Source organism: Pseudomonas sp. I8001 (assembly GCF_013385345.1).
GTDB lineage: Bacteria > Pseudomonadota > Gammaproteobacteria > Pseudomonadales > Pseudomonadaceae > Aquipseudomonas.
Genome location: NZ_JACAQC010000005.1, coordinates 232,626 through 252,876 on the forward strand (window position 1 = coordinate 232,626; position 20,251 = coordinate 252,876).

15 protein-coding genes are annotated in these 20,251 nt (G+C 61.7%); 2 read left to right on the forward strand and 13 right to left on the reverse strand.

Features of this window, described 5'->3' with window-relative positions; all coding sequences use genetic code 11:
- Window positions 1-12: 12 nt before the first annotated feature.
- The 5 genes from HX839_RS02870 to HX839_RS02890 all read right to left on the reverse strand — a co-directional run bounded on the left by HX839_RS02870 (window position 13) and on the right by HX839_RS02890 (window position 4,964).
- Window positions 13-1,419, reverse strand: a complete 1,407-nt coding sequence (locus HX839_RS02870; protein ID WP_177066699.1) for a PIG-L deacetylase family protein — start codon at window positions 1,417-1,419, stop codon at window positions 13-15.
- Complete coding sequence (locus HX839_RS02875; protein ID WP_003209464.1) at window positions 1,416-2,312, reverse strand: GNAT family N-acetyltransferase; 897 nt, start codon at window positions 2,310-2,312, stop codon at window positions 1,416-1,418. Before HX839_RS02875 ends, HX839_RS02870 begins: the two co-directional genes overlap by 4 nt.
- Window positions 2,313-4,070 carry a carbamoyltransferase gene (locus HX839_RS02880; RefSeq protein ID WP_177020756.1) on the reverse strand — a complete coding sequence of 586 codons (1,758 nt, stop codon included), beginning with the start codon at window positions 4,068-4,070 and terminating at the stop codon, window positions 2,313-2,315.
- A gap of 154 nt (window positions 4,071-4,224) precedes the next feature.
- On the reverse strand, window positions 4,225-4,578 hold the full coding sequence (locus HX839_RS02885; protein WP_003209459.1) for a YceK/YidQ family lipoprotein: 354 nt from the start codon (window positions 4,576-4,578) through the stop codon (window positions 4,225-4,227).
- Between the two features lie 53 nt (window positions 4,579-4,631).
- Window positions 4,632-4,964, reverse strand: coding sequence for a YceK/YidQ family lipoprotein (locus HX839_RS02890; RefSeq protein WP_003209457.1), 333 nt, complete (start codon window positions 4,962-4,964; stop codon window positions 4,632-4,634).
- 157 nt (window positions 4,965-5,121) lie between these two features.
- Between HX839_RS02890 and HX839_RS02895 the strand changes: the two genes are divergently transcribed.
- Window positions 5,122-7,212, forward strand: coding sequence for a TonB-dependent receptor (locus HX839_RS02895; protein WP_177020755.1), 2,091 nt, complete (start codon window positions 5,122-5,124; stop codon window positions 7,210-7,212).
- 66 nt (window positions 7,213-7,278) lie between these two features.
- Here the strand turns inward: HX839_RS02895 and HX839_RS02900 are convergent, their stop codons facing one another.
- From HX839_RS02900 to glnE, 8 genes are read right to left on the reverse strand one after another with little or no spacing between them, the layout of a single operon-like run.
- Window positions 7,279-8,721: a lipopolysaccharide kinase InaA family protein gene (locus HX839_RS02900; protein WP_177066700.1), complete on the reverse strand. Its 1,443-nt coding sequence runs from the start codon at window positions 8,719-8,721 to the stop codon at window positions 7,279-7,281.
- The gene (locus HX839_RS02905; RefSeq protein ID WP_008439156.1) at window positions 8,721-9,473 is read right to left on the reverse strand and encodes a lipopolysaccharide kinase InaA family protein; all 753 of its coding nucleotides are present in this window, start codon (window positions 9,471-9,473) and stop codon (window positions 8,721-8,723) included. The genes HX839_RS02900 and HX839_RS02905 overlap by 1 nt, the downstream gene beginning before the upstream one ends.
- Window positions 9,470-10,204 carry a lipopolysaccharide kinase InaA family protein gene (locus HX839_RS02910; RefSeq protein ID WP_003209451.1) on the reverse strand — a complete coding sequence of 245 codons (735 nt, stop codon included), beginning with the start codon at window positions 10,202-10,204 and terminating at the stop codon, window positions 9,470-9,472. The genes HX839_RS02905 and HX839_RS02910 overlap by 4 nt, the downstream gene beginning before the upstream one ends.
- Window positions 10,204-11,010: a lipopolysaccharide core heptose(I) kinase RfaP gene (gene rfaP / locus HX839_RS02915; RefSeq protein ID WP_134325629.1), complete on the reverse strand. Its 807-nt coding sequence runs from the start codon at window positions 11,008-11,010 to the stop codon at window positions 10,204-10,206. The genes HX839_RS02910 and rfaP overlap by 1 nt, the downstream gene beginning before the upstream one ends.
- Window positions 11,007-12,131 (reverse strand): glycosyltransferase family 4 protein, encoded by a 1,125-nt coding sequence (locus tag HX839_RS02920; RefSeq protein ID WP_003209448.1) that lies wholly within the window; start codon window positions 12,129-12,131, stop codon window positions 11,007-11,009. Before HX839_RS02920 ends, rfaP begins: the two co-directional genes overlap by 4 nt.
- Complete coding sequence (waaC, locus tag HX839_RS02925; protein WP_177020752.1) at window positions 12,131-13,189, reverse strand: lipopolysaccharide heptosyltransferase I; 1,059 nt, start codon at window positions 13,187-13,189, stop codon at window positions 12,131-12,133. Before waaC ends, HX839_RS02920 begins: the two co-directional genes overlap by 1 nt.
- Window position 13,190: 1 nt before the next feature.
- A complete protein-coding gene (gene waaF, locus HX839_RS02930; RefSeq protein ID WP_177066701.1) occupies window positions 13,191-14,225 on the reverse strand; it encodes a lipopolysaccharide heptosyltransferase II in 1,035 nt (344 codons plus the stop codon).
- Window positions 14,226-14,280: 55 nt separating this feature from the next.
- Window positions 14,281-17,220, reverse strand: a complete 2,940-nt coding sequence (gene glnE / locus HX839_RS02935; protein WP_102367964.1) for a bifunctional [glutamate--ammonia ligase]-adenylyl-L-tyrosine phosphorylase/[glutamate--ammonia-ligase] adenylyltransferase — start codon at window positions 17,218-17,220, stop codon at window positions 14,281-14,283.
- 383 nt (window positions 17,221-17,603) lie between these two features.
- Here glnE and aceE point away from each other — a divergent pair, with 383 nt between their 5' ends.
- Window positions 17,604-20,249, forward strand: a complete 2,646-nt coding sequence (gene aceE / locus HX839_RS02940) for a pyruvate dehydrogenase (acetyl-transferring), homodimeric type (RefSeq protein WP_003209439.1) — start codon at window positions 17,604-17,606, stop codon at window positions 20,247-20,249.
- Window positions 20,250-20,251: the final 2 nt, after the last annotated feature.

The following is a 20,251-nucleotide window of genomic DNA, read 5'->3' on the forward strand; positions in this document are numbered from 1 at the left end:
TTCAATAAGGTCTCAATCCTGCTTCAACACCCAGAGCAACTCATGACGGCGCACCGCCTTGCGGAAGAACTCATTCTCTCCGTAAGGCGATGGACTACGGCCCGCCAATAATTGCTGCAACCACCTGCGCACGCGGCGCTTGAACGGCGCCCGCGGCTGCAAGTCGTGCATCATGCCCAGGGCCATGGCCTTGTCCTGCTGCTGGCTGAGCGTCAGCGGCAAACTGCAAGGCACCAGTTCACGAGAGGCATCAAAACGCGGCGGCAAGGCCACGCCAGCGCCCGAATCACCCATGGGCCAACGATCGTTATCATGCAGGTGGTTGGCGTAGCCGAGCAACGTGCCCGGTTGCCACTCCAGGCCTTGCAAGGCTTCGAGAATCGCAGCGTGGGCGCAGATGTGATCCGGGTGCGGATCCAGCAACGGCGTCGGCAACACGATCACCTGCGGGCGCGCCTTGAGCAGCAATGCCCGCAGGTCGGCAATCAGGTTATTCCAGGTCGGGGCGCCGTCCACATCCCCGGGCAAGGCCAGGGCATTGAACTGGCGAAACAGCCGCGTATCGCCCAACTGAGCTTCCCGGGAAGCCTGGGGCTGATCCGGTGCGGCCTGCATCGCTGCAAGCTGCATGCAGAAGTACCCCAACTGCACGCACTGCGCTTCGGGAACGCCCGCCCAACGCGGCACGGTGACGCTGTCCCAGGCACGCAGGCGGCCTTTAAGCCGTGCGGCATCGGCCTTGGGCATGCCCATTTGTTGATAGTGATCGGCTTCGATTTCGCCCGCCGTCAGGGTGACGATCCAGCTCTCATCGGCTTGGCTGTAGAGGCTGAAGGCGGCCAGCTCGGCATCGTCGGCATGGGGCGCGATGACCATCACCCGTTGGCGACGGTAGTCCGGCTGGCGGAACAACCAGAGCGTAGGCTGCCCCTTGATGCGGCAGAAGCGCCCGCGCAAGCGCAGCTTACCGCTGGCCAGCGCTTCGCCCATGCCCGTCAGGTTGAGGTAACGCCGGCCTGAAAGACCACGCTCGAAGACTTGCCGGTCGGGTGCATCCAGGCCCGACACGTCCACCGCCGGGTCGAGAAAACGCCCGAGCCAAGAGCTTTTGAGTTCAATCCCGACGATCAGGGTTTCATCGCCCACCAGAGGCGTGTCCAACAGCAGGCGCCCGGCTTCAAGACGCAGGCCCGTGCACTCGCTCCCTTCAGGAAACGCGTACTCATAGTCGTCTTTAGGCGAGTAGAACAGATGATCGGCAAACCAGGCCTCATGCGCGGCCCACAGCACCACGGCCAGCACCAGCGGCAACCACCAGGCCACCAGCACACCGACAGCCACCAACAGCAACAGGCCCACCACCAGCGCAATACGCTTGTTGCGCCGGTGCTGCTTGAGCAATTGCTGTTTGCGACTCATACGCTGAACACCGGCACCGGGTTGCACCAGCGCTCCTTGTATTCACGGTCGGAACGCCCGAAGGAGAAACGCAGCGGCTTGTCGCTCGCTCGCGCTTGCTCCCAGGCACTTTGGGTATTGAGGAAACTCAGCACGCTGCCGGGGCTGAACGCCTTGGTTTCAGGGTCGACACCGCCGTTGACGTATTCGGCGCTGACCCACTGCGGCGCCTGCACCTGATACACCAGTTGCACGGCAATCGCAGCATCATTGAGAAACAGCACCGAGCCGAACAGGAATTCCTTGAGCAACTCCAGCACCTCGGCCAAGCGCTCGGCTCCCGCCGCAGGGAAACCCCAACGCCGCTGGAACAGGTCGCAATAAATCGCCGCCAGTTCGCTGCTGGAAAACTCGCCGACCGCCCTTACCACGCCGCCCGCCTCTTCCAGCAAACGCAGTTCGCGGCGCTGGTTGTAGCGAAACTTCTTCGACAGCTCTTCCGGTGTGCGCGCCATGGCCAACTGCTCGGCCTGGGGCTTGAGGGTGCTTACGCGCCCCTCATTCAGTGCAGAGAGATAGCGCGCGCGATGGCGCAACGGCACCTGCGCATCGGCGGCAAGCGGCAGGATGATCTCGGCGTTACCCAGATCAAACAGGCCTTTTTTGCCTTTGCGCTTGAGCACGTCCTTGGACAGGGCCAGGTCGCGCCCCCAGGTAGCAATTGCGCCCTTCAGCTCACCGTCCTGCTCCCAGCCCAGGTAGCGCACCGGAATCTGCGCCAGGTGCGCCAGCCGCTCGACGATCTGCGGATGAGTCGCCACGCTGCCGCCAAAACGCTGCCAGGCCTGGGCGTAAACCTCGGCCTCGACAGGCGTCCAGCCACGTTCACGCCAGCCCTGGAAGCGGTTCAGCATTTAGACCACGGCGTCATAAGGGTCCACGCCGTCCTTGACCACGAGGATGTCTTCCATGATCAGGTACTGCAGGTCGGAACCGAAGAACATGTTCAGCGCGTCGGTCGGCGAGCAGATCATCGCTTCGCCACGACGGTTGAGCGAGGTGTTCAGCGACACACCATTGCCGGTCAGTACTTCCAGTTCTTTCATCATGTCGTAGTAGCGCGGGTTGTATTCGCGCTTGAGCACCTGGGCACGGGAGGTACCATCTTCATGGACCACTTCCGGCACGCGGGTTTTCCACTCTTCCGACACTTCAAAAGTGAAGGTCATGAACGGCGCCGGGTGATCGACCTTGATCATCTGTGGCGCAACGGTGTCGAGCATCGACGGGCAGAAAGGCCTCCAGCGCTCGCGGAACTTGATCTGGTGGTTGATCCGGTCAGCCACGCCGGTGGCGCTTGGGCAACCGATGATCGAACGACCGCCCAGGGCACGCGGGCCAAACTCCATGCGGCCCTGGAACCAGGCCACCGGGTTGCCGTCGACCATGATCCTGGCGATGCGCTTGGGCATGTTTTCAATCTTGCGCCAGGCCGGCTTGCTCTCGTGCTTGGCGCACGCCGCGATCACGTCTTCGTTGCTGTAGGACGGGCCGAGATAGACGTGTTCCATCTTCTCAACCGGTACGCCACGGGCGTGAGACACGTAGGCGGCTGCACCCACCGCAGTACCGGCATCGCCGGACGCCGGCTGCACGAACAGCTCCTTGACGTCGTCGCGGGCAATGATCTTCTGGTTCAGCTTGACGTTCAGCGCACAGCCGCCGGCAAACGCCAGCTTGCCGGTGTCTTTGAGGATGTCGCCCAGGTAATGGTCGATCATCTGCAACGCCAGCTTCTCGAACAGCGCCTGCATGCTGGCCGCGTAGTGGATGTACGGCTCGTCGGCGATATCGCCTTCGCGCTTCGGACCCAGCCACTCGATCAGTTTTGGCGAGAAGTAGAAACCCTTGCCCTTCTCTTTGTAGCGACGCAGGCCGATGACGTTGGCGTAGTCGGTGTTGATCACCAGCTCGCCGTTTTCAAAGGAGGCCAGGCGCGAGAAATCGTACTTGCTGGCATCGCCATACGGCGCCATGCCCATGACCTTGAACTCACCGTCGAGCATCTCGAAACCGAGGAACTCGGTGATCGCGCCATACAGGCCGCCGAGGGAGTCCGGATCGTAGAATTCCTTGATCTTGTGGATCTTGCCGTTTTCGCCGTAGCCGAAGAAGGTGGTGGCGTACTCGCCCTTGCCGTCGATCCCGAGGATCGCGGTCTTCTCCTGGAAGCCCGAGCAGTGGTAGGCACTGGAGGCGTGAGCCAGATGGTGTTCAACCGGTTCGATCTTGATTTTCTTCGGATCGAAGCCCAGTTGCTCCAGGCACCAGACGATCTTGTTGCGATAGCGCTTGTAGCGACGGTTGCCCATCAGGATCGCGTCGAGGGCGCGGTCCGGGGCGTACCAGTAACGCTTGGCGTAGTGCCAGCGGGCCTCGCCGAACAGGCTGATGGGGGCGAACGGAATCGCCACCACATCAACGTCGGAAGGCTTGATACCGGCTTGTTCCAGGCAGAACTTCGCCGATTCGTAGGGCATGCGGTTCTTTGCATGTTTGTCGCGTACGAAGCGCTCTTCTTCGGCGGCCGCGATCAGCTTGCCGTCGATGTACAAGGCTGCGGAAGGATCATGGCTAAGGGCGCCGGACAGGCCAAGAATCGTCAATGCCACAGGGGTCTAGCCTCTTTTAGTCTGCATGCAGGCGCGTCACGCCTGAAAAAAGTGTGCTCCCCGCCTGGGCGAGAAACAGCTAAAGGGCGGGATTATAGCGTAAACACGGCGCGGGATGATCTAGGGATTGTGGCGACCGGTTGTCACTGCAGGCCTAGCGGAAAATCTCGATGCTGCCGTCCCTGTTCTGGCGGTAGACCGTGTAGGGCAGCACAAGGGTGTCGAGCAAGCCGGAGGCCACGAGCTCGGCGGCGAAGATCGGCAGGGAGCCGGAGGCATCGCGCGTGTGCTCTTTGGTGGTGTCGGGGGCGCCGTTCAAGGTGCAGAAACCGTAGATCACCCCACTGTAGATGCGCGGCACGTTTTCACAATAACTGCGCGATTCCTTGAGGTTCTGGCTGGCAACGGCGTCCGGGCGAAACACCGTGTTGATGGTGCCGCAACCGGTGGTGGATACCAGTACAGCGGCGAGAAGAAATCTGGTTGCAAGACTCACGGACAACTCCATTTGGCATAAGTGTGGGCATTCATCCCTGGCCCATACACCCCTACTGGATCCGTTTATGAACCCGGGCGCCAATAAATACTGATGTTGCCATCGGTACCTTGGCGATAAACCGTGTAGGGCAGGACCACTGTATCAACAATGCCCGAGACCGTTATATCCAATAGAACGAACGGCACCAGTATTCCAGTAGGGTCCGGCACGGCATGCAGCAGGCAGAAATCGAAGGCGACGCCACTGTAGACACGAGGAATCGACTGACAATAGGTTTTTTGCTTTCTGAGTTCACGTGCCGCTGCCGCATCCTCGCGCAATACCGTATTGGCCGTTCCACAGCCGCTCAACACAAGGATTCCAATGCTTAGCGCAGCAGTCATTTTTAGCGTCATGGCCAGCCCTCTGAATGGTCAGCAACGCTAACATCGGCCCTGTTCGTGCCCCAGACCCCGTGCACCGCCGCGCCATGTAGGAGGATTCCGAAATGGTAAAAGCTGGCTGAATCGTTAAACTCGCGCACTTTTGTGCGTCATGGATGCTGGTTTACTCATGAAAGTTGTTGCCCCCAAACGCTTCGCCCTGTTGCTTCCCGGCCTTCTGGGCCTGTGTAACGGCGCCCAGGCCGACGAGGCTCCGCTGGTCCTCGACCCCAGCGTGGTCACCGGTTCGCGCAGTGCCAGCCCGTCGTTTGACCTGCCGTATTCGGTGGACAGCATCAGCCGCGAGCAAATCAGCGATGGCCAACTGGGCATCAATGCTTCAGAGGCACTGTCCCGCGTGCCCGGCCTGGTGGTTCAAAATCGCCAGAACTACGCCCAGGACTTGCAGATTTCCTCCCGTGGCTTCGGTGCCCGCTCGGCATTTGGTGTGCGCGGTATCAAGCTGATCGCCGACGGCATACCCGCCAGCACCCCGGACGGTCAGGGCCAGGCGGCCACGTTCAACCTCGACACCGCCGAGCGCATCGAAGTCCTGCGCGGCCCGGCCGCCACACTGTATGGCAGCAATGCCGGCGGCGTGATCCAGATGTTCTCCCGCAACGGCGAAGGCCCGCCGCGCATCGGTGCCGAGACGCTGGTGGGCAGTGACGGCCTGAGCAAGAACCACCTCACCGCCGAAGGCGCGGCAGACGGCGCAGGCTTCGTGCTGGACGCCTCGCGCATGGACACCGACGGTTATCGCGACCACAGCAGCGCCCGCCGCGACCAGACCTTTGCCAAGCTCAATTTCGAGCCCGATGAAGACAGCAAACTGGCGCTGATCTACAGCAGCCTGGAACAGAACGGCACGCAGGATCCGCTGGGGCAGGCGTGGGATGCGTACAAGGCCGACCCGCGCTCGGTCAGCAGCGCCGCCGAGCTGTACAACACCCGCAAAAGCATCGACCACCAGCAACTGGGGATGAATTACGAGCGGTATTTCGGTGACGCCACACTGCAGGTGAATGCCTATACCGGGCGACGGAGCGTGATTCAGTACCTGTCGATTCCCAAGGGAACGCCCGCCAACGAACGCGGCGGCGGCGTGGTGCAGTTCGACCGCAAGTTCTACGGCGGCTCCGTGCGCTGGATGCAACCGGTCGACAGCGTGCCGGGCGAGCTGATGATCATCACCGGCCTGGATTTCGACCAGAGCGAAGACAGCCGCCACGGCTACCAGAACTACAGCGGCAACACCCTTGGCGTAAAAGGCCAGTTGCGCCGGGATGAAATCGACACCGCCCGCAGCCTCGACCCCTACATCCAGGCCAACTGGGCCATCAATCGCTGGACCCTGCAAGCCGGGGTACGCCACAGCACCATGGAACTGGATGTCGACGACCAGTTCCTGAGCAACGGCGACTCCAGCGGCAACAAGACCTATCAGAAGAACACACCGTCCGTGAGCGTGATGTACGCCTTCACGCCCGACCTGCACGGCTACGTCAGTGCCGGCAAGGGGTTCGAGACGCCAACCCAGGCGGAACTGGCGTACGCGCCGGGCAACATCGAAGGGTTCAACTTCGGCCTGAAGCCGTCGGAAAGCACGCAGTATGAAGTGGGCTTGAAGGCACAGTTGAACGACACCCGGGTCAACGCCGCTGTCTTCCAGATCACCACCGAGGACGAGCTGGTGGTGGACCAATCGATCGGCGGCCGCACCAGCTACCAGAACGCCGGCCGCACCCTGCGCCGCGGCTTCGAGCTGGGCATCGAAAGCCAACTCAGCGAGCAGTGGAGCACCAACATCGCCTACACCCGCCTGCAAGCCACCTACGACAGCGACTTCATTGGTGGCGGCAAACCGGTGGACAAAGGCAACTACCTCCCCGGTGTGCCGCAAACCACACTGTTCGCAGAGCTCAACTGGAAACCCCGGGACTGGGTCAGCACCGCCGTGGAAGGCATGTACCGCAGCAAGGTCTACGTCGAAGACACCAACCAGCAACACGCGGCACCGGGCTACAGCGTGTTCAACTGGCGTGCACGCTTTGAGCAGAAGGTGGAGCACTGGACGTTCCACCAGACCCTGCGCCTGGATAACTTGCTGGATCGCCAGTACGTAGGGTCGGTCATCGTCGGAGACGGCAACGGCCGCTATTACGAAGCAGCGCCGGGACGCTCGTGGTATGCAGGCGCCGGCGCCGAGTACACATTTTAGAAACTGACCATCGAACTTGTGGCGAGGGAGCTTGCTCCCGTTGGGCCGCGCAGCGGCCCTAAACCCCTAGCCCACTGCCTTTGGCAACCGCTGATCAATCACCCGATACAACGCACTGCTCTCAGGCCAGTTACGCATAAACCTTGCCCGATCCCTGGCATATGCCGGAGCGAAGCTGCTCAAGGACGTGTGCTGACACATCGAATCCAGGTCGATCAGCGCCCAGCGATCCGTGTGCCAGAACAGGTTATGCCCCTTGAAATCCCCATGGCTGATGCGCTCGCGGATCAACTCTGCGAACAAATAATCCAGGGCCTGCAATTCGGCCTCGGGTGCCTCGCCACTCTCAACATACGGCGCGAACCGCTCGATGATGTCCGGCCCCGGCAGGTACTCGGTCACCAGATACGCGCGGCTGCGCAGCCACAGGAAGCGCTTTTCCAGCAACGCCAGCGGCTTGGGCGTGGCGATGCCGAGGAACGCCAGGCGATTGCCTTCGCGCCACGAATGCCAGGCCCGGCTCGGGCGCCAGAAGCGCTTGAGCCAATGGGCAAAACCCTTGATGTTGTAGCGCTTGATCACGAGTGGTCGACCGGCCACCTCGACCTTGGCGACACTGGCCGCCCCACCGGTTTTATACAGGTGGCCCTGGTCGAGCAGCGCATCGGCCTGCGCCAGCACCGGCAGCATCGCCGCTTCTTCCTCACGACGAGTCGCGCGCAGGGCGAACGGCCCGCGCACGACGCTGAACAGCGTGCACTCCCGGCCAACCTTGCTCAGGAAGTCCTTCAAGCGCCAGACGCTGACCTTGCGTACCTGCTTCTGTAACGCTTCGAGCGGCAACGCGTGTTCGCCATTGCTCAGCAGGTAATACACCAGCAACTCTTCGGTAAACGGCTCGAGGTTTTTCGGCAACTGCGCGAAAAACACCCCAAGGTTTTCCAGCACCCGGTTGCGCGACAGCGGTTTGCCCGCTTCTTCGACACAGATCCCGGCGCCGTCGATCAAATACAGTTTGCCGTCCTGACGCAGCAGGTTGTCCAGGTGCAGGTCTTCCTGCCACAGGCCCTTGGCGTGCATCTGCGCAATCGCACCCAGCGCTTCGGCGAGCACCGCTTGCTGCTGGTCAGCCAGCGGCGGCAAGTGTTCAACAGCCTGCCACGCATCAGCCAGGCTATCGGCGCCTTCCAGAAACTCGAACAGCAGCCAACCACCCTCACCCTCTTGCAGACCATCGGCCAGCAACAGCGGTGTGGTCAGGCCTTGTTCGGCCAACAACCGCACGCCCCTGAGTTCACGCTGAAAATGCCGCGCCGCCTTGCTGCCCACCAACAATTTGGCCAGCACCGGGCGCCCGCGCCACACAGCTGCGCCGACATAACGCTGGCCCGGCAATACCCGCAGCAGGCTCAGCAGTTGCAACTGCCCAGGCCCGGCAGCGTCTGCCAGTTCGATGCTCAGGGGCAGGCTTGGCGTGCGTCCGGCATTTTTCAGTTCGGACAAACGCATCAGCGGTTCTCCTTGTGACTGCGCCGGGCCGCCAGGCGCTGGTGCCAGGTGGCAACCAATGCGCTGTCCTGCGGCTGGTCCAGGTAAGCCGCCAACAGCTGGCGAACCTGATCGTCCGACCACTGCGGCGCACGGCGCAACAGCGGTTCCAGGTCCTTGACCCGGTCCCGCCAGCCGAACAGCAGCGGGCGGGTTTTCTCCAGGTCGATCAACTGCGCCGCGTACCCGTCGCCGGTGGCCTGCAGGAAAATATGCTTGGGATAAAAACAGCCATGCACCTGGCCCACGCTGTGCAACTGACGAGCAAGCTGACCGCAGGCCAGCAGGATTGCCCGCTGCTGCACGTCGCTCAACTCAGACCATTGCTCCAGCAATGAATCCAGGTCATTCCAACCATCCAGCGCCCGGGTCAGCAACATCGCCCGATGCTCTCCGGCCACTTTGCGCTCACCGAAAAACGCCGCCTGCAATGCCGGAATACCCAATTGCCGATAGCGGCTGATATTACGAAATTCGCGGGCAAAACTCGGCTCGCCAAACGGGCGGTGCAAGGTGCGCGTCAGGTAGTTGCTCTGGCGCTTGAGGTAGTAGCCCTGGCCTTCGAGTTCGAGGCGAAACACGCTGCTCCAGCCGCCGCGGCTGGTATTGGGCTCGTCCACCGCATCCAGTTGCTTGGCCCATAGCGCGTCGAAAGTGCCGAGGCCGTTGCGCTCAAGCAATGCTCGATCTTCGGCCGCCAGGAAATCACTCATTCTCGCCCCTCGAAAAACTTCACCACGTGGCGAATTCGCTGTTTGTCCGCCGCACTCAAGTGTTTGCGCTGACGGTATTGCATGTAGAAACGCAGGCGCTGGGTAGCCGACAAGTGATACTTGGCGACTTTGTCCAGGCAGGCCAGGTCCTTGGTAATGCGGTACTTGAGCCAGAACCCGCGCCAGAAATCGCCATTGGGGCAATCGATCAGGTACAGGGTTTGCTGGTCGTCTACCAACAAGTTGCGCCACTTCAAATCGTTGTGGGTAAACCGGTGGTCGTGCATGGTCCGCGTGTATTCAGCGAGCTGGCGACTGATCTTGTTGACCCACACCGGGTCTGACAGTTGCGGGTCATTGCGCTCGGCCAATGCCGACAAGTCTTCAGTCTTCGGCAGCTCGCGCGTGATCATCGCCCCGCGGTGATACGCCAGGCCTTTACGCTCCAGACCCCAGGCGATCACATCGGCGGTGGGTATGCCCCACTTGGCGAAGCGCTTGAGGTTCTGCCATTCGGACTTGACTCGTGGCTTGCCCAGATAGCGGCGCAACCCCTTGCCTGCACCGACGTAGCGCTTGACGTAATAGTTGACCCCGCCGCGCTCCACGCGAATCACTTCGGACAACGGATCGCGGGTCAGCCGCTCGCCTTGCAGGGCGAACACGGCTTCCAGGCTACCAAAGTCATCCGCCAGGGCGGCGTAAGCGGGTTCCAGGTTCCAACCCGCCATCAGAGCGCATCCCCGTATCGTTGCTTGCGTGCGTAAAGCTTGGCGGCCATGCGTTCCAGCGCCGACAGCAGCGCGCTTTGCTCGCCCAGGATCTGGCGCAAAGGTTGCTGGAAGTACGCCTTGAGAAACCGCAGTTTGTCGCGCCGGGTCAAACCGATCTCCAGGGCGGAGTAGTAAAGCCCCGCCAGGTCCTTGTCACGCCAGCGCCGGGGAATCTTCGAACGCACCTGGGCACGGTGCAGGTCGATCACCGAGAGCTTGATGTTGTGCACGGTAACCGGCTGGTCGGTGTGCAACAGGAAATGGCACAGGTAGCAATCACGATGGTTCACGCCCCCCCGGTGCATCGTGCCCAGGGTGCGCGCAAGCTCAACGGTCAAGGCATGCCGAATCGCCGGCACGGGCGGCTGTTTGACCCAGTCCATGGTCAGGTCTTCAAGGCTGACGATAGGCGCCAGCTCTTCAGTGACGATGAACGAGTGCTGGTCGGCCGGGTTGCTGCCCTTTTCACCAAAGGCCACGCCGGTCATGGTGGGCACGCCGAGTTCCTGCAGACGCTGGATCGCGTCCCACTCCTGGCCCGCGCCCAAGACAGGCAACTTGGCCGTGATCAGGTTCTTGAGGATTTCACCCCAGCCAATTCCCCGGTGGATCTTTACAAAATAATGGCGGCCTTCCACTTCCGTACGCAGGGTACGGCGCGCGGCCAGCTCACGAAACACCTGGCCGTCCAGCTTCTCGACTTCGGCGAACGCATCGCGTCCGGCCCACAGGGTCTTGAACGGTTCGGCAAGAATCAACTTCATCGGTTTGGCTCCGCCAGAATCAGGTCCGCAGCGTACTGCGGCATGCTATAGAGGTCGGCCGTCTCAGCGAAGGCCAGACCATTGCGGCTCCACGCCGCGCGCGCTTGTGGATCGTCGAGCATATCCACCAGGTACTGGTTGAGCTGCGCCTGCTCGAACGGTTCGTCCAACACCCGCCCACTCTGGGCCTTGTCGATGTAAAACGCGTAGCCGCAGACCTTGCTCACCAGCACCGGGAGGCCGGCGACCACCGCTTCGATCAGCACCATGCCGGCCGCCTCGTTGTACGCGGGGTGGATCAACAGGTCAGCGCCCAGCAGAAAGCGCGGGATATCGCTGCGGCCCTTGAAGAACTGCACCTGGTCGCCCAGGCCCAGCGCAGCACTCTGCAATTGGAATACTTTGGGGTCGTCCTGGCCGATTACAAATAGCCGGGTGCGTTTCTTCAGGCTCGACGGCAGCGCGGCCACGGCCTTGAGGCTGCGATCGACGCCCTTGGTCTTGAAGCCCGAGCCAATCTGCACCAGCAGCAAATCATCGTCGGCCAGGCCGAATTCGCGACGAAACTCGGCGCGGATCTCGGCAGCATTGGGCGGCGCGCGGCGGTCGCGGGCGATGCCCGGCGGCAACAAATGAAAACGCTCGGCCTGGGTCCCGTAATACTGGGTGAACAGCTGCTGCTGGTGTTCGGACAGCACCATGATCTGCGTCTTGGCGTCTTTGTCGAACACTGCACGCTCGTATTCGGCAAAGTGCTTGTACCGGCCGAACCAGCGATACATCGGGTTGCGCAGGTTCTGCGCCTTGTCTTCGAACACGCCGTCGGCGGCGAAGTACAGGTCCAGCCCCGGCATCTTGTTGAAGCCCACCACGCGGTCCACCGGGCGCTTGGCCAGGTCGGCCTGGATCCAGGCGTAGAGCTTTTCATTGCGCCGATGGTTGACCAGCGCCTTGACCGGCGCCACCAGTACTTCAAAGCCCGGCGGCACGTCACCCTCCCAGATCAGCGTATAGACGCGAATCTGATGCCCGCGCTGCTGGCACTCCAGGGCAATGCGCATGAAGTCGCGCTGCAGGCCACCAAAGGGGAAGTATTTGTAGAGGACAAAAGCCAGTTGCATCAGTGTTCCTCAGCCAGTAACAACGTGCTTAAACGAGTTGCGACACGCTCAGGGTTCAGGCGAGTGAAGCACAGGGGCCACTCGCGCTTGAGATCGAACCGACGCTGGTCTTCGGCAGTCGGTTGATAAGTGCATTTCTTTTGCAGGCATGGCGCACACGGGAAGTCGCTGGCCAGGTGAATCTGCGCCTTGCCATAAGCCCCGGTCAGGCCGGGATTGGTAGGGCCGAACAGGGAAATCGTTGGCACATCCAGCGCTGCGGCCAAGTGGCCAAGGCCGGTGTCGACCGCAACACACGCCTTCGCACCCGCCAGCACTCGGGCCACGCCCGCGAGGTTCAGCCTGGGCAGCACTTCGGCGTTTTTCAGGCCCTGGGCCAGGCGTTCAGCCCGAGCTTTTTCGGCGGCATTGCCCCACGGCAACTTCACGTCCACGCCAAAGCGGTCCATGCGTTCGGCCAGGTCGCGCCAGTAGGCTTCCGGCCAGTGCTTGGTGTCCCAGGTGGTGCCGTGCAGCAGCAGTACAAACGGTTTTTTCGGCGGCAGGCCCAGCAGCTTGTCGACACTGAGGCCGTAGTCGCCCAGGCCTTTTGGCAGGTCATAACCGAGGGCGACGGCAAACAGCTGGCGCAAGCGCTCCACCGCGTGCTGCCCACGGGCCACGGCCAGGCGCCGGGAATAGAAGTGCGCCGCCAATGGCTCGCGAACCGACTGTTTGTCGAAACCGGCCACCGGGGCACGTACGTAGCGGGTCAGCCAGGCACTTTTCAGCAGGCCCTGGGCGTCGATCACCAGGTCGTATTTGGTCGACTGCACGCTCTTCTTGAAGCGCCGCCATTCGCCACTCTTGAAGGTCTGCCAGAGGTTCTTGCGCCAGCGGCGGATCGCCACCGGGATCACCTTGTCCACCGCCGGGTGCCAGGTGGGAATCTCGGCGAAGCCTTCTTCCACCACCCAGTCAAACCGGATGCCCGGGATCGCCCGCGCCGCGTCGGTCAACGCCGGCAAGGCATGAATCACATCGCCCAGGGATGAGGTCTTGATTACCAGAACCCGCAACTTAACGAACCTCGACCACAGTGCCCTGCAACCGCTGCAACGCGTCGCTGACAGGTTGCGGCAGCAACTGGCGCAGGCAGTTGTAGTGGCCGAAGCGGCAGGTGCGATCAAAACACGGGCTGCAATCCAGGCCCAGGCGCACCACTTCGACCTTGTCGGCCAGCGGTGGGGTAAACCCGGGAGACGTCGAGCCATACACTGCCACCAGCGGGCGGTTCAGCGCCGCGGCCACGTGCATCAGGCCGGAGTCGTTGGACACCACCGAGTCGGCACAGGACAGCAGGTCGATGGCCTCGGCCAGGGATGTGTCGCCGCTCAGGTTGACCGCCTCTTCGCGCAGCCCCGGGATCAAGCGCTGGCGAATATCCTCGCCCACCGAATGATCGTTTTTCGAGCCGAACAACCAGACCTGCCAGCCCTCGCGAATCTTCATCTCCGCAACCTTGGCGTAATGCTCCGAAGGCCAGCGCTTGGACTCGCCAAACTCGGCGCCAGGGCACAGCGCCAGCACCGGACGGTCCAGCTCCAGGCCGAACTTGGCCAGGGCGGCGTCGCGGGTGACCTGGTCGATTTGCAGGCTCGGGCGCGGATAAGGCGTCGGCAACTCGGCTCCCGGCGCGTAGGCCAGGGCCATGAAGCGCTCGATCATCAGCGGGTAACGGGCCTTGTCGAGCTTGCGCACATCGTTGAGCAGGCCATAGCGAAACTCGCCACGCCAGCCGGTGCGTTTGGGAATACCGGCGAAGAACGGCACCAGTGCCGACTTCATCGAGTTGGGCAACAGGATCGCCTGATCGTACTGGCCAGCCAGGGACTTGCCGATGCGTCGACGGGTCGCCAGCTCCAGCGCGCCGTGGCCGAGCGGGAAGCTCAAGGCCTGACGCACCTCGGGCATGCGCTCAAGGATCGGCCGGCTCCACTCGGGGGCGAGCACGTCGATTTGGCAGTCGGGATGACGTTGCTTGAGGCACTGGAACAGTGTCTGCGCCATCACCATGTCACCGACCCAACTGGGCCCAACGATCAGAATATTCATGTAGTTTCCACAAACGATACGGGGAGGCTCATGCCTCCCCGCCTTATATAGTGTTTCAGCTTAACCCCAGTTCATGCCAGATTCGCTGCACCTGGCGCCGTTCGTCAGCGAACTGGTCCCCGGCCACCGTACCGGCCTCGTTCTGCAGGGCCTGGCGGTGAGCGGCGGAACGGTAGGCTTTATACACCTCGCGCAGCAAATGGGCATCGGCGGCGGGCATCAGCCCGACCTGCTCCAGGCCTTCCAGAATGCGGATATTGTCGGTGTAGCGCAGCAACGATGGATGTTGCGCAGACCACGCCAGAGCCGCGTATTGCACCATAAATTCAATATCGACGATACCTCCGGCGTCCTGCTTGAGGTCGAACGACGCCGTGGGTTCGAAGGCATTCGCCGCCGTTCCCGCCGCCGTGGACTTGGTGCCGAGGTTGTCGCGCATCTTGGCGCGCATCTCGCTGACCTCCTGGCGCAGCTTGTCCAGGTCCTGCGCACGGCCCAGCACTTGCGCCCGTACCTGCTCGAAAGCACGGCCCACATCCTGACTGCCTACCAGCACTCGCGCACGCACCAGCGCCTGGTGCTCCCAGGTCCAGGCTTCGTTTTCCTGATAACGCGCAAATGCGCCCAGGGAACTCACCAGCAAACCGGATGCGCCCGAAGGCCGCAGGCGCATGTCCACTTCATACAACTGGCCCGAGTTGGTCTGGGTGGTCAGCAGGTGAATGATCCGCTGCCCCAGCCGGGTAAAGAACTGCGCGCCATCGATCGGCTTGGCACCGTCGGTTTCGGCCTGGGGGTCACCGTCATGGATAAACACCAGGTCCAGGTCCGAACCATGCCCCAATTCGATGCCGCCGACTTTCCCATAACCGACAATGATGAAGCCAGGATCGCACAAGGTGCCGTCCACCCGTTGCGGCGAGCCGTAGCGGGCAACCGTCTGGCGCCAGGCCAGGGCCAGCACTTGTTCGAGGATGGCTTCGGCGAGCCAGGTCAGGTAGTCGCTGACTTTCATCAGCGGCAGGCTGCCGGCGATTTCCGAGGCGGCCACCCGCAGGCGGTGGGCCAGCTTGAAGTGGCGCAGGGCTTCCATCTGCTGCTCAAGGTCGTCTTCGGGAATACGCGTCAGGCGCTCGCGCAATTCGGCGGCCAGTTCCGGCGCCAGCGGCGGCTTGAACAGGCGGCCTTCGTTGAGCAGTTCGTCCAGCAGCAGCGGGAAGCGAGTGATCTGCTCGGCAATCCACGGGCTGGCGGCGCACAGGGTCAGAAGGCGACGCAGGGCGTCGGGGTTTTCCGTCAGCAACACCAGATAAGCGGAACGCCGGGCGACGGCTTCGACCAAGGGCAGGACGCGCTCCAGTACCAGGTCCGGGTTGGCATGTTCGACGGCCTGGGCCAGCAAGCGCGGGATAAATGCATCCAGACGCTCGCGACCCAGGCGCTGCATGGCACGCAATTGCGGACTGCTGCGCAGGCCGGCCAGGGTTTTCAAGGCTTTGGGCGCGTCGGTAAAACCACCTTCCTGCAACTGACGGCAGGCGGCTTCCTCGTCCTGGGACTCCTCCCACAACGGTAACCACTCACCGCCCACCACCAACTCGCTCTCTTCGCCCTCTTCTTCATCCGGATCGGCAATCACCTGGCGGAAATGCCAGTCCACCCGGCCACGCCAGTACATCAGGCGCTCATGAAACGCGGTCCAGTCCGGAAAGCCCAGCATAAAGGCAATCCGCGCCTGGTCTTCGGTGCCATCCGGGAGCATCTGCGTCTGGCGATCGGCGATCGCCTGGATCGCGTGCTCGGTGTAGCGCAGGAATTCATAGCCATCGCGCAGCTCGGCGACCACCGCCGGCGGCAGGTAACCCTGGCCTTCCAGGGTACCCAGCACTTTTAACAGTGGGCGCTGCTGCAGGCTCAGGTCACGGCCACCGTGGATCAGCTGGAACGCCTGGGCGATAAATTCGACTTCACGGATGCCGCCCGAGCCGAGCTTGATGTTCTCGGCCATGCCCTTGCGCCGCACTTCCTGCTGGATCAGCTGCTTCATGGTGCGCAGCGCTTCGATGGCGGAGAAGTCCAGGTAACGCCGGTAGACAAACGGTCGCAGCATGTCGAGCAGTTGCGCACCGGCCACCTGGTCACCGGCCACCACCCGCGCCTTGATCATGGCGTAGCGTTCCCAGTCGCGGCCCTGGTCCTGGTAGTACTGCTCCAGCGCGTTGAAGCTGAGCACCAGCGCCCCGGCCGAGCCGTAAGGTCGCAGGCGCATGTCGACCCGGAACACAAAGCCGTCGACGGTCATCGGGTCCAGGGCCTTGATCAGTTTTTGACCAAGGCGGATGAAGAACTCCTGGTTGTCCAGCGAGCGCTTCACGCCAACCGTGTCGCCGCCTTCGGGGTAGGCGAAGATCAGGTCGATGTCGGACGACAGGTTCAGCTCCACTGCGCCGAGCTTGCCCATGCCGAGGATGACCATGTGCTGCGGTTCGCCGCTGCGACGGCCCGTGGGTGTGCCGAACAATACGCAGTGGCGCTGGTACAACCACTGATAGGCCTGGTCGATGCTGGCGTCGGCCATGTCCGACAGGTCGCGGCAGGTTTGCACCAGGTCCGCCTGTCGGGTCAGGTCGCGCCAGATGATCCGCACCTGCTGGCGGGTGCGCTGGCGGCGCAGAACCCGGCCCAGTTCGTCTTCTGTCTCGGCTTGTTGCACGGCCGTTGCAATCTGCCCGCACAGCTCGCCGGGGGCAAAGCTGCGGTCCAGTTCGCCCCAGGCCACCAGCTCGAGCAACATCAAAGGGTCACGAACACTCTGTTCAATGACGAAATCACTGGCGGCGCACACACGGGCGAAGTCAGCCCAACGTTGCGGCGTCCACTCAGAAAGGCCATTATCGCCGTCCAATCCGGCCACGGCGTCACGAAATGACTGCTCGGCCCGCTTGGCAAATGGAAGCAGGATGGCCGGGAGTTCGGCCTGCATTGGAAGGCTCATGGTCTATCCTTGATCGGCGCGTAAAGGGCTTGTAGCTGTGAACGCAAGAACCACGCTCGGTGAAGGACTGTCGAACAAAGGTTAGAAATAGCTGAAAATTTTTCTTTTTTGGCAGTCAACATCAAATCTCTACCCTTTCTTGTTCGCAAAAGATCAACAATAACGATTATGCTCGCCAGCTAGACCGAGCAATCCGCTCAGTCTTGTGTAGTTTTACTACTCGTATATACATTCGAAAGGCTGAAATGGCCGACGATTTGTAGTAAAACTACAGGACGCCGAAGCAACCTTCGGCCATCCAAGAATTTATGTCGTCTGCCCACAAGGCCAGTCGCAAACTTCAGGCAACCGATTCTGGTAGCCTTTCCGCCCTGGAGCAAGCCATGCAAGACCTCGATCCCGTCGAAACCCAGGAATGGCTGGACGCCCTGGAATCGGTTCTCGACAAAGAAGGCGAAGACCGTGCTCACTACCTGATGACCCGTATGGGCGAACTCGCGACCCGCAGCGGCTCGCAACTGCCCTACGCCATCACCACGCCGTATCGCAACACCATCCCGGTAACCCACGAAGCACGCATGCCTGGCGACCTGTTCATGGAACGCCGCATTCGCTCGCTGGTACGCTGGAACGCCATGGCGATGGTAATGCGCACGAACTTGAAAGATTCTGACCTGGGCGGTCACATCTCCAGCTTCGCTTCCAGCGCAACCCTGTATGACATCGGCTTCAACTACTTCTTCCAGGCCCCGACCGAAGAACATGGCGGCGACCTGATCTACTTCCAGGGCCACACCTCGCCAGGCGTCTACGCCCGTGCGTTCATGGAAGGCCGCATCACCGAAGAACAAATGAACAACTTCCGCCAGGAAGTCGACGGCCAGGGCCTCTCGTCCTATCCGCACCCTTGGCTGATGCCTGATTTCTGGCAGTTCCCGACGGTATCCATGGGCTTGGGCCCGATCCAGGCGATCTACCAGGCACGCTTCATGAAGTACCTGGAAGCCCGTGGCTTCATCCCTGAAGGCAAGCAGAAAGTCTGGTGCTTCCTGGGCGACGGCGAGTGTGACGAGCCGGAATCCCTGGGCGCCATCTCCCTGGCCGGCCGCGAGAAGCTGGACAACCTGATCTTCGTCATCAACTGCAACCTGCAGCGCCTCGACGGCCCGGTTCGCGGCAACGGCAAGATCATCCAGGAACTCGAAGGCGTGTTCCGTGGTGCTCAGTGGAACGTGACCAAAGTCATCTGGGGCCGTTTCTGGGACCCACTGCTGGCCAAGGACGTCGACGGCATCCTGCAACGCCGCATGGACGAAGTCATCGACGGCGAGTACCAGAACTACAAAGCCAAAGACGGCGCGTTCGTACGTGAACACTTCTTCAACACGCCTGAACTCAAGGCAATGGTTGCAGACCTGTCCGACGACGAGATCTGGAAACTCAACCGTGGCGGCCACGACCCGTACAAGGTCTACGCGGCGTACCACGAAGCGGTCAACCACAAAGAACAACCGACCGTCATCCTGGCCAAGACCATCAAGGGTTATGGCACCGGTGCCGGCGAAGCGAAGAACACTGCGCACAACACCAAGAAAGTCGATGTCGACAGCCTGAAGTTGTTCCGCGACCGCTTCGACATCCCGGTCAAGGACGAAGAGCTGGAGAACCTGCCGTTCTTCAAGCCGGAGCCAAACAGCGCCGAAGCCCGCTACCTCAGCGAGCGTCGCACTGCACTGGGCGGTTTCGTGCCACAGCGCCGCGCCAAGAGCTTCAACATCCCGACTCCGCCACTGGATACCCTCAAGGCGATCCTGGACGGCTCGGGCGACCGTGAAATCTCCACCACCATGGCCTTCGTGCGGATCCTCGCGCAGTTGGTCAAGGACAAGGAAATCGGCTCGCGTATCGTGCCGATCATCCCGGACGAAGCCCGTACCTTCGGTATGGAAGGCATGTTCCGTCAGTTGGGCATCTACTCCTCCGTCGGCCAGCTCTACGAGCCAGTCGATAAAGACCAGGTGATGTTCTACAAGGAAGACAAGAAGGGCCAGATCCTCGAAGAAGGCATCAACGAAGCGGGCGCCATGAGCTCCTTCATCGCTGCCGGTACTTCGTACTCCAGCCACAACCAGCCGATGCTGCCGTTCTACATCTTCTACTCGATGTTCGGTTTCCAGCGTATTGGCGACCTGGCTTGGGCAGCAGGCGACAGCCGTACCCGTGGCTTCCTGATCGGCGGTACTGCCGGGCGGACCACGCTGAACGGCGAAGGCCTGCAACACGAAGACGGTCACAGCCACATCCTGGCGGGCACCATCCCGAACTGCCGCACCTTTGATCCAACCTACGGCTATGAGCTGGCGGTGATCATCCAGGACGGCATGAAGAAGATGACCGAAGAGCAGCAGGACGTTTTCTACTACATCACCGTGATGAACGAGTCCTACCAGCAGCCAGCCATGCCGGCCGGTGTCGAGGAAGGCATCATCAAGGGCATGTACCTGCTCGAAGAAGACACCAAGGAAGCCGCTCACCACGTGCAACTGATGGGCTCCGGCACCATCCTGCGCGAAGTGCGTGAAGCTGCAAAAATCCTGCGTGAAGAGTTCAACGTCGGTGCTGACGTATGGAGCGTTACCAGCTTCAACGAACTGCGTCGCGACGGCCTGGCCGTAGAGCGCAGCAACCGCCTGCACCCGGGCCAGAAGCCTGCGCGCACCTACGTCGAAGAGTGCCTGGCTGGCCGTAAGGGTCCGGTTATCGCCTCTACCGACTACATGAAGCTGTTTGCTGAACAAATTCGTCAGTGGGTACCGTCCAAGGAATTCAAAGTCCTGGGCACCGACGGTTTCGGCCGTAGTGACAGCCGCAAGAAGCTGCGTCACTTCTTCGAAGTCGACCGTCACTTCGTGGTGTTGGCAGCCCTGGAAGCCTTGGCTGACCGTGGTGAAATCGAACCCAAGGTGGTAGCAGACGCTATCGTCAAGTTCGGGATCAACCCGGAAAAACGCAACCCACTGGACTGCTGAGG

Coding starts and splice junctions, on each gene's coding strand:
- rfaP (WP_134325629.1), bottom strand. CDS start 11,010: ATGAAGTTGATTCTTGCCGAACCGTTCAAGACCCTGTGGGCCGGACGC.
- HX839_RS02910 (WP_003209451.1), bottom strand. CDS start 10,204: ATGGCGGGTTGGAACCTGGAACCCGCTTACGCCGCCCTGGCGGATGAC.
- waaF (WP_177066701.1), bottom strand. CDS start 14,225: ATGAATATTCTGATCGTTGGGCCCAGTTGGGTCGGTGACATGGTGATG.
- HX839_RS02900 (WP_177066700.1), bottom strand. CDS start 8,721: ATGCGTTTGTCCGAACTGAAAAATGCCGGACGCACGCCAAGCCTGCCC.
- HX839_RS02895 (WP_177020755.1), top strand. CDS start 5,122: ATGAAAGTTGTTGCCCCCAAACGCTTCGCCCTGTTGCTTCCCGGCCTT.
- HX839_RS02905 (WP_008439156.1), bottom strand. CDS start 9,473: ATGAGTGATTTCCTGGCGGCCGAAGATCGAGCATTGCTTGAGCGCAAC.
- HX839_RS02875 (WP_003209464.1), bottom strand. CDS start 2,312: ATGCTGAACCGCTTCCAGGGCTGGCGTGAACGTGGCTGGACGCCTGTC.
- HX839_RS02885 (WP_003209459.1), bottom strand. CDS start 4,578: ATGGAGTTGTCCGTGAGTCTTGCAACCAGATTTCTTCTCGCCGCTGTA.
- HX839_RS02920 (WP_003209448.1), bottom strand. CDS start 12,131: ATGCAACTGGCTTTTGTCCTCTACAAATACTTCCCCTTTGGTGGCCTG.
- HX839_RS02890 (WP_003209457.1), bottom strand. CDS start 4,964: ATGACGCTAAAAATGACTGCTGCGCTAAGCATTGGAATCCTTGTGTTG.
- HX839_RS02870 (WP_177066699.1), bottom strand. CDS start 1,419: ATGAGTCGCAAACAGCAATTGCTCAAGCAGCACCGGCGCAACAAGCGT.
- glnE (WP_102367964.1), bottom strand. CDS start 17,220: ATGAGCCTTCCAATGCAGGCCGAACTCCCGGCCATCCTGCTTCCATTT.
- aceE (WP_003209439.1), top strand. CDS start 17,604: ATGCAAGACCTCGATCCCGTCGAAACCCAGGAATGGCTGGACGCCCTG.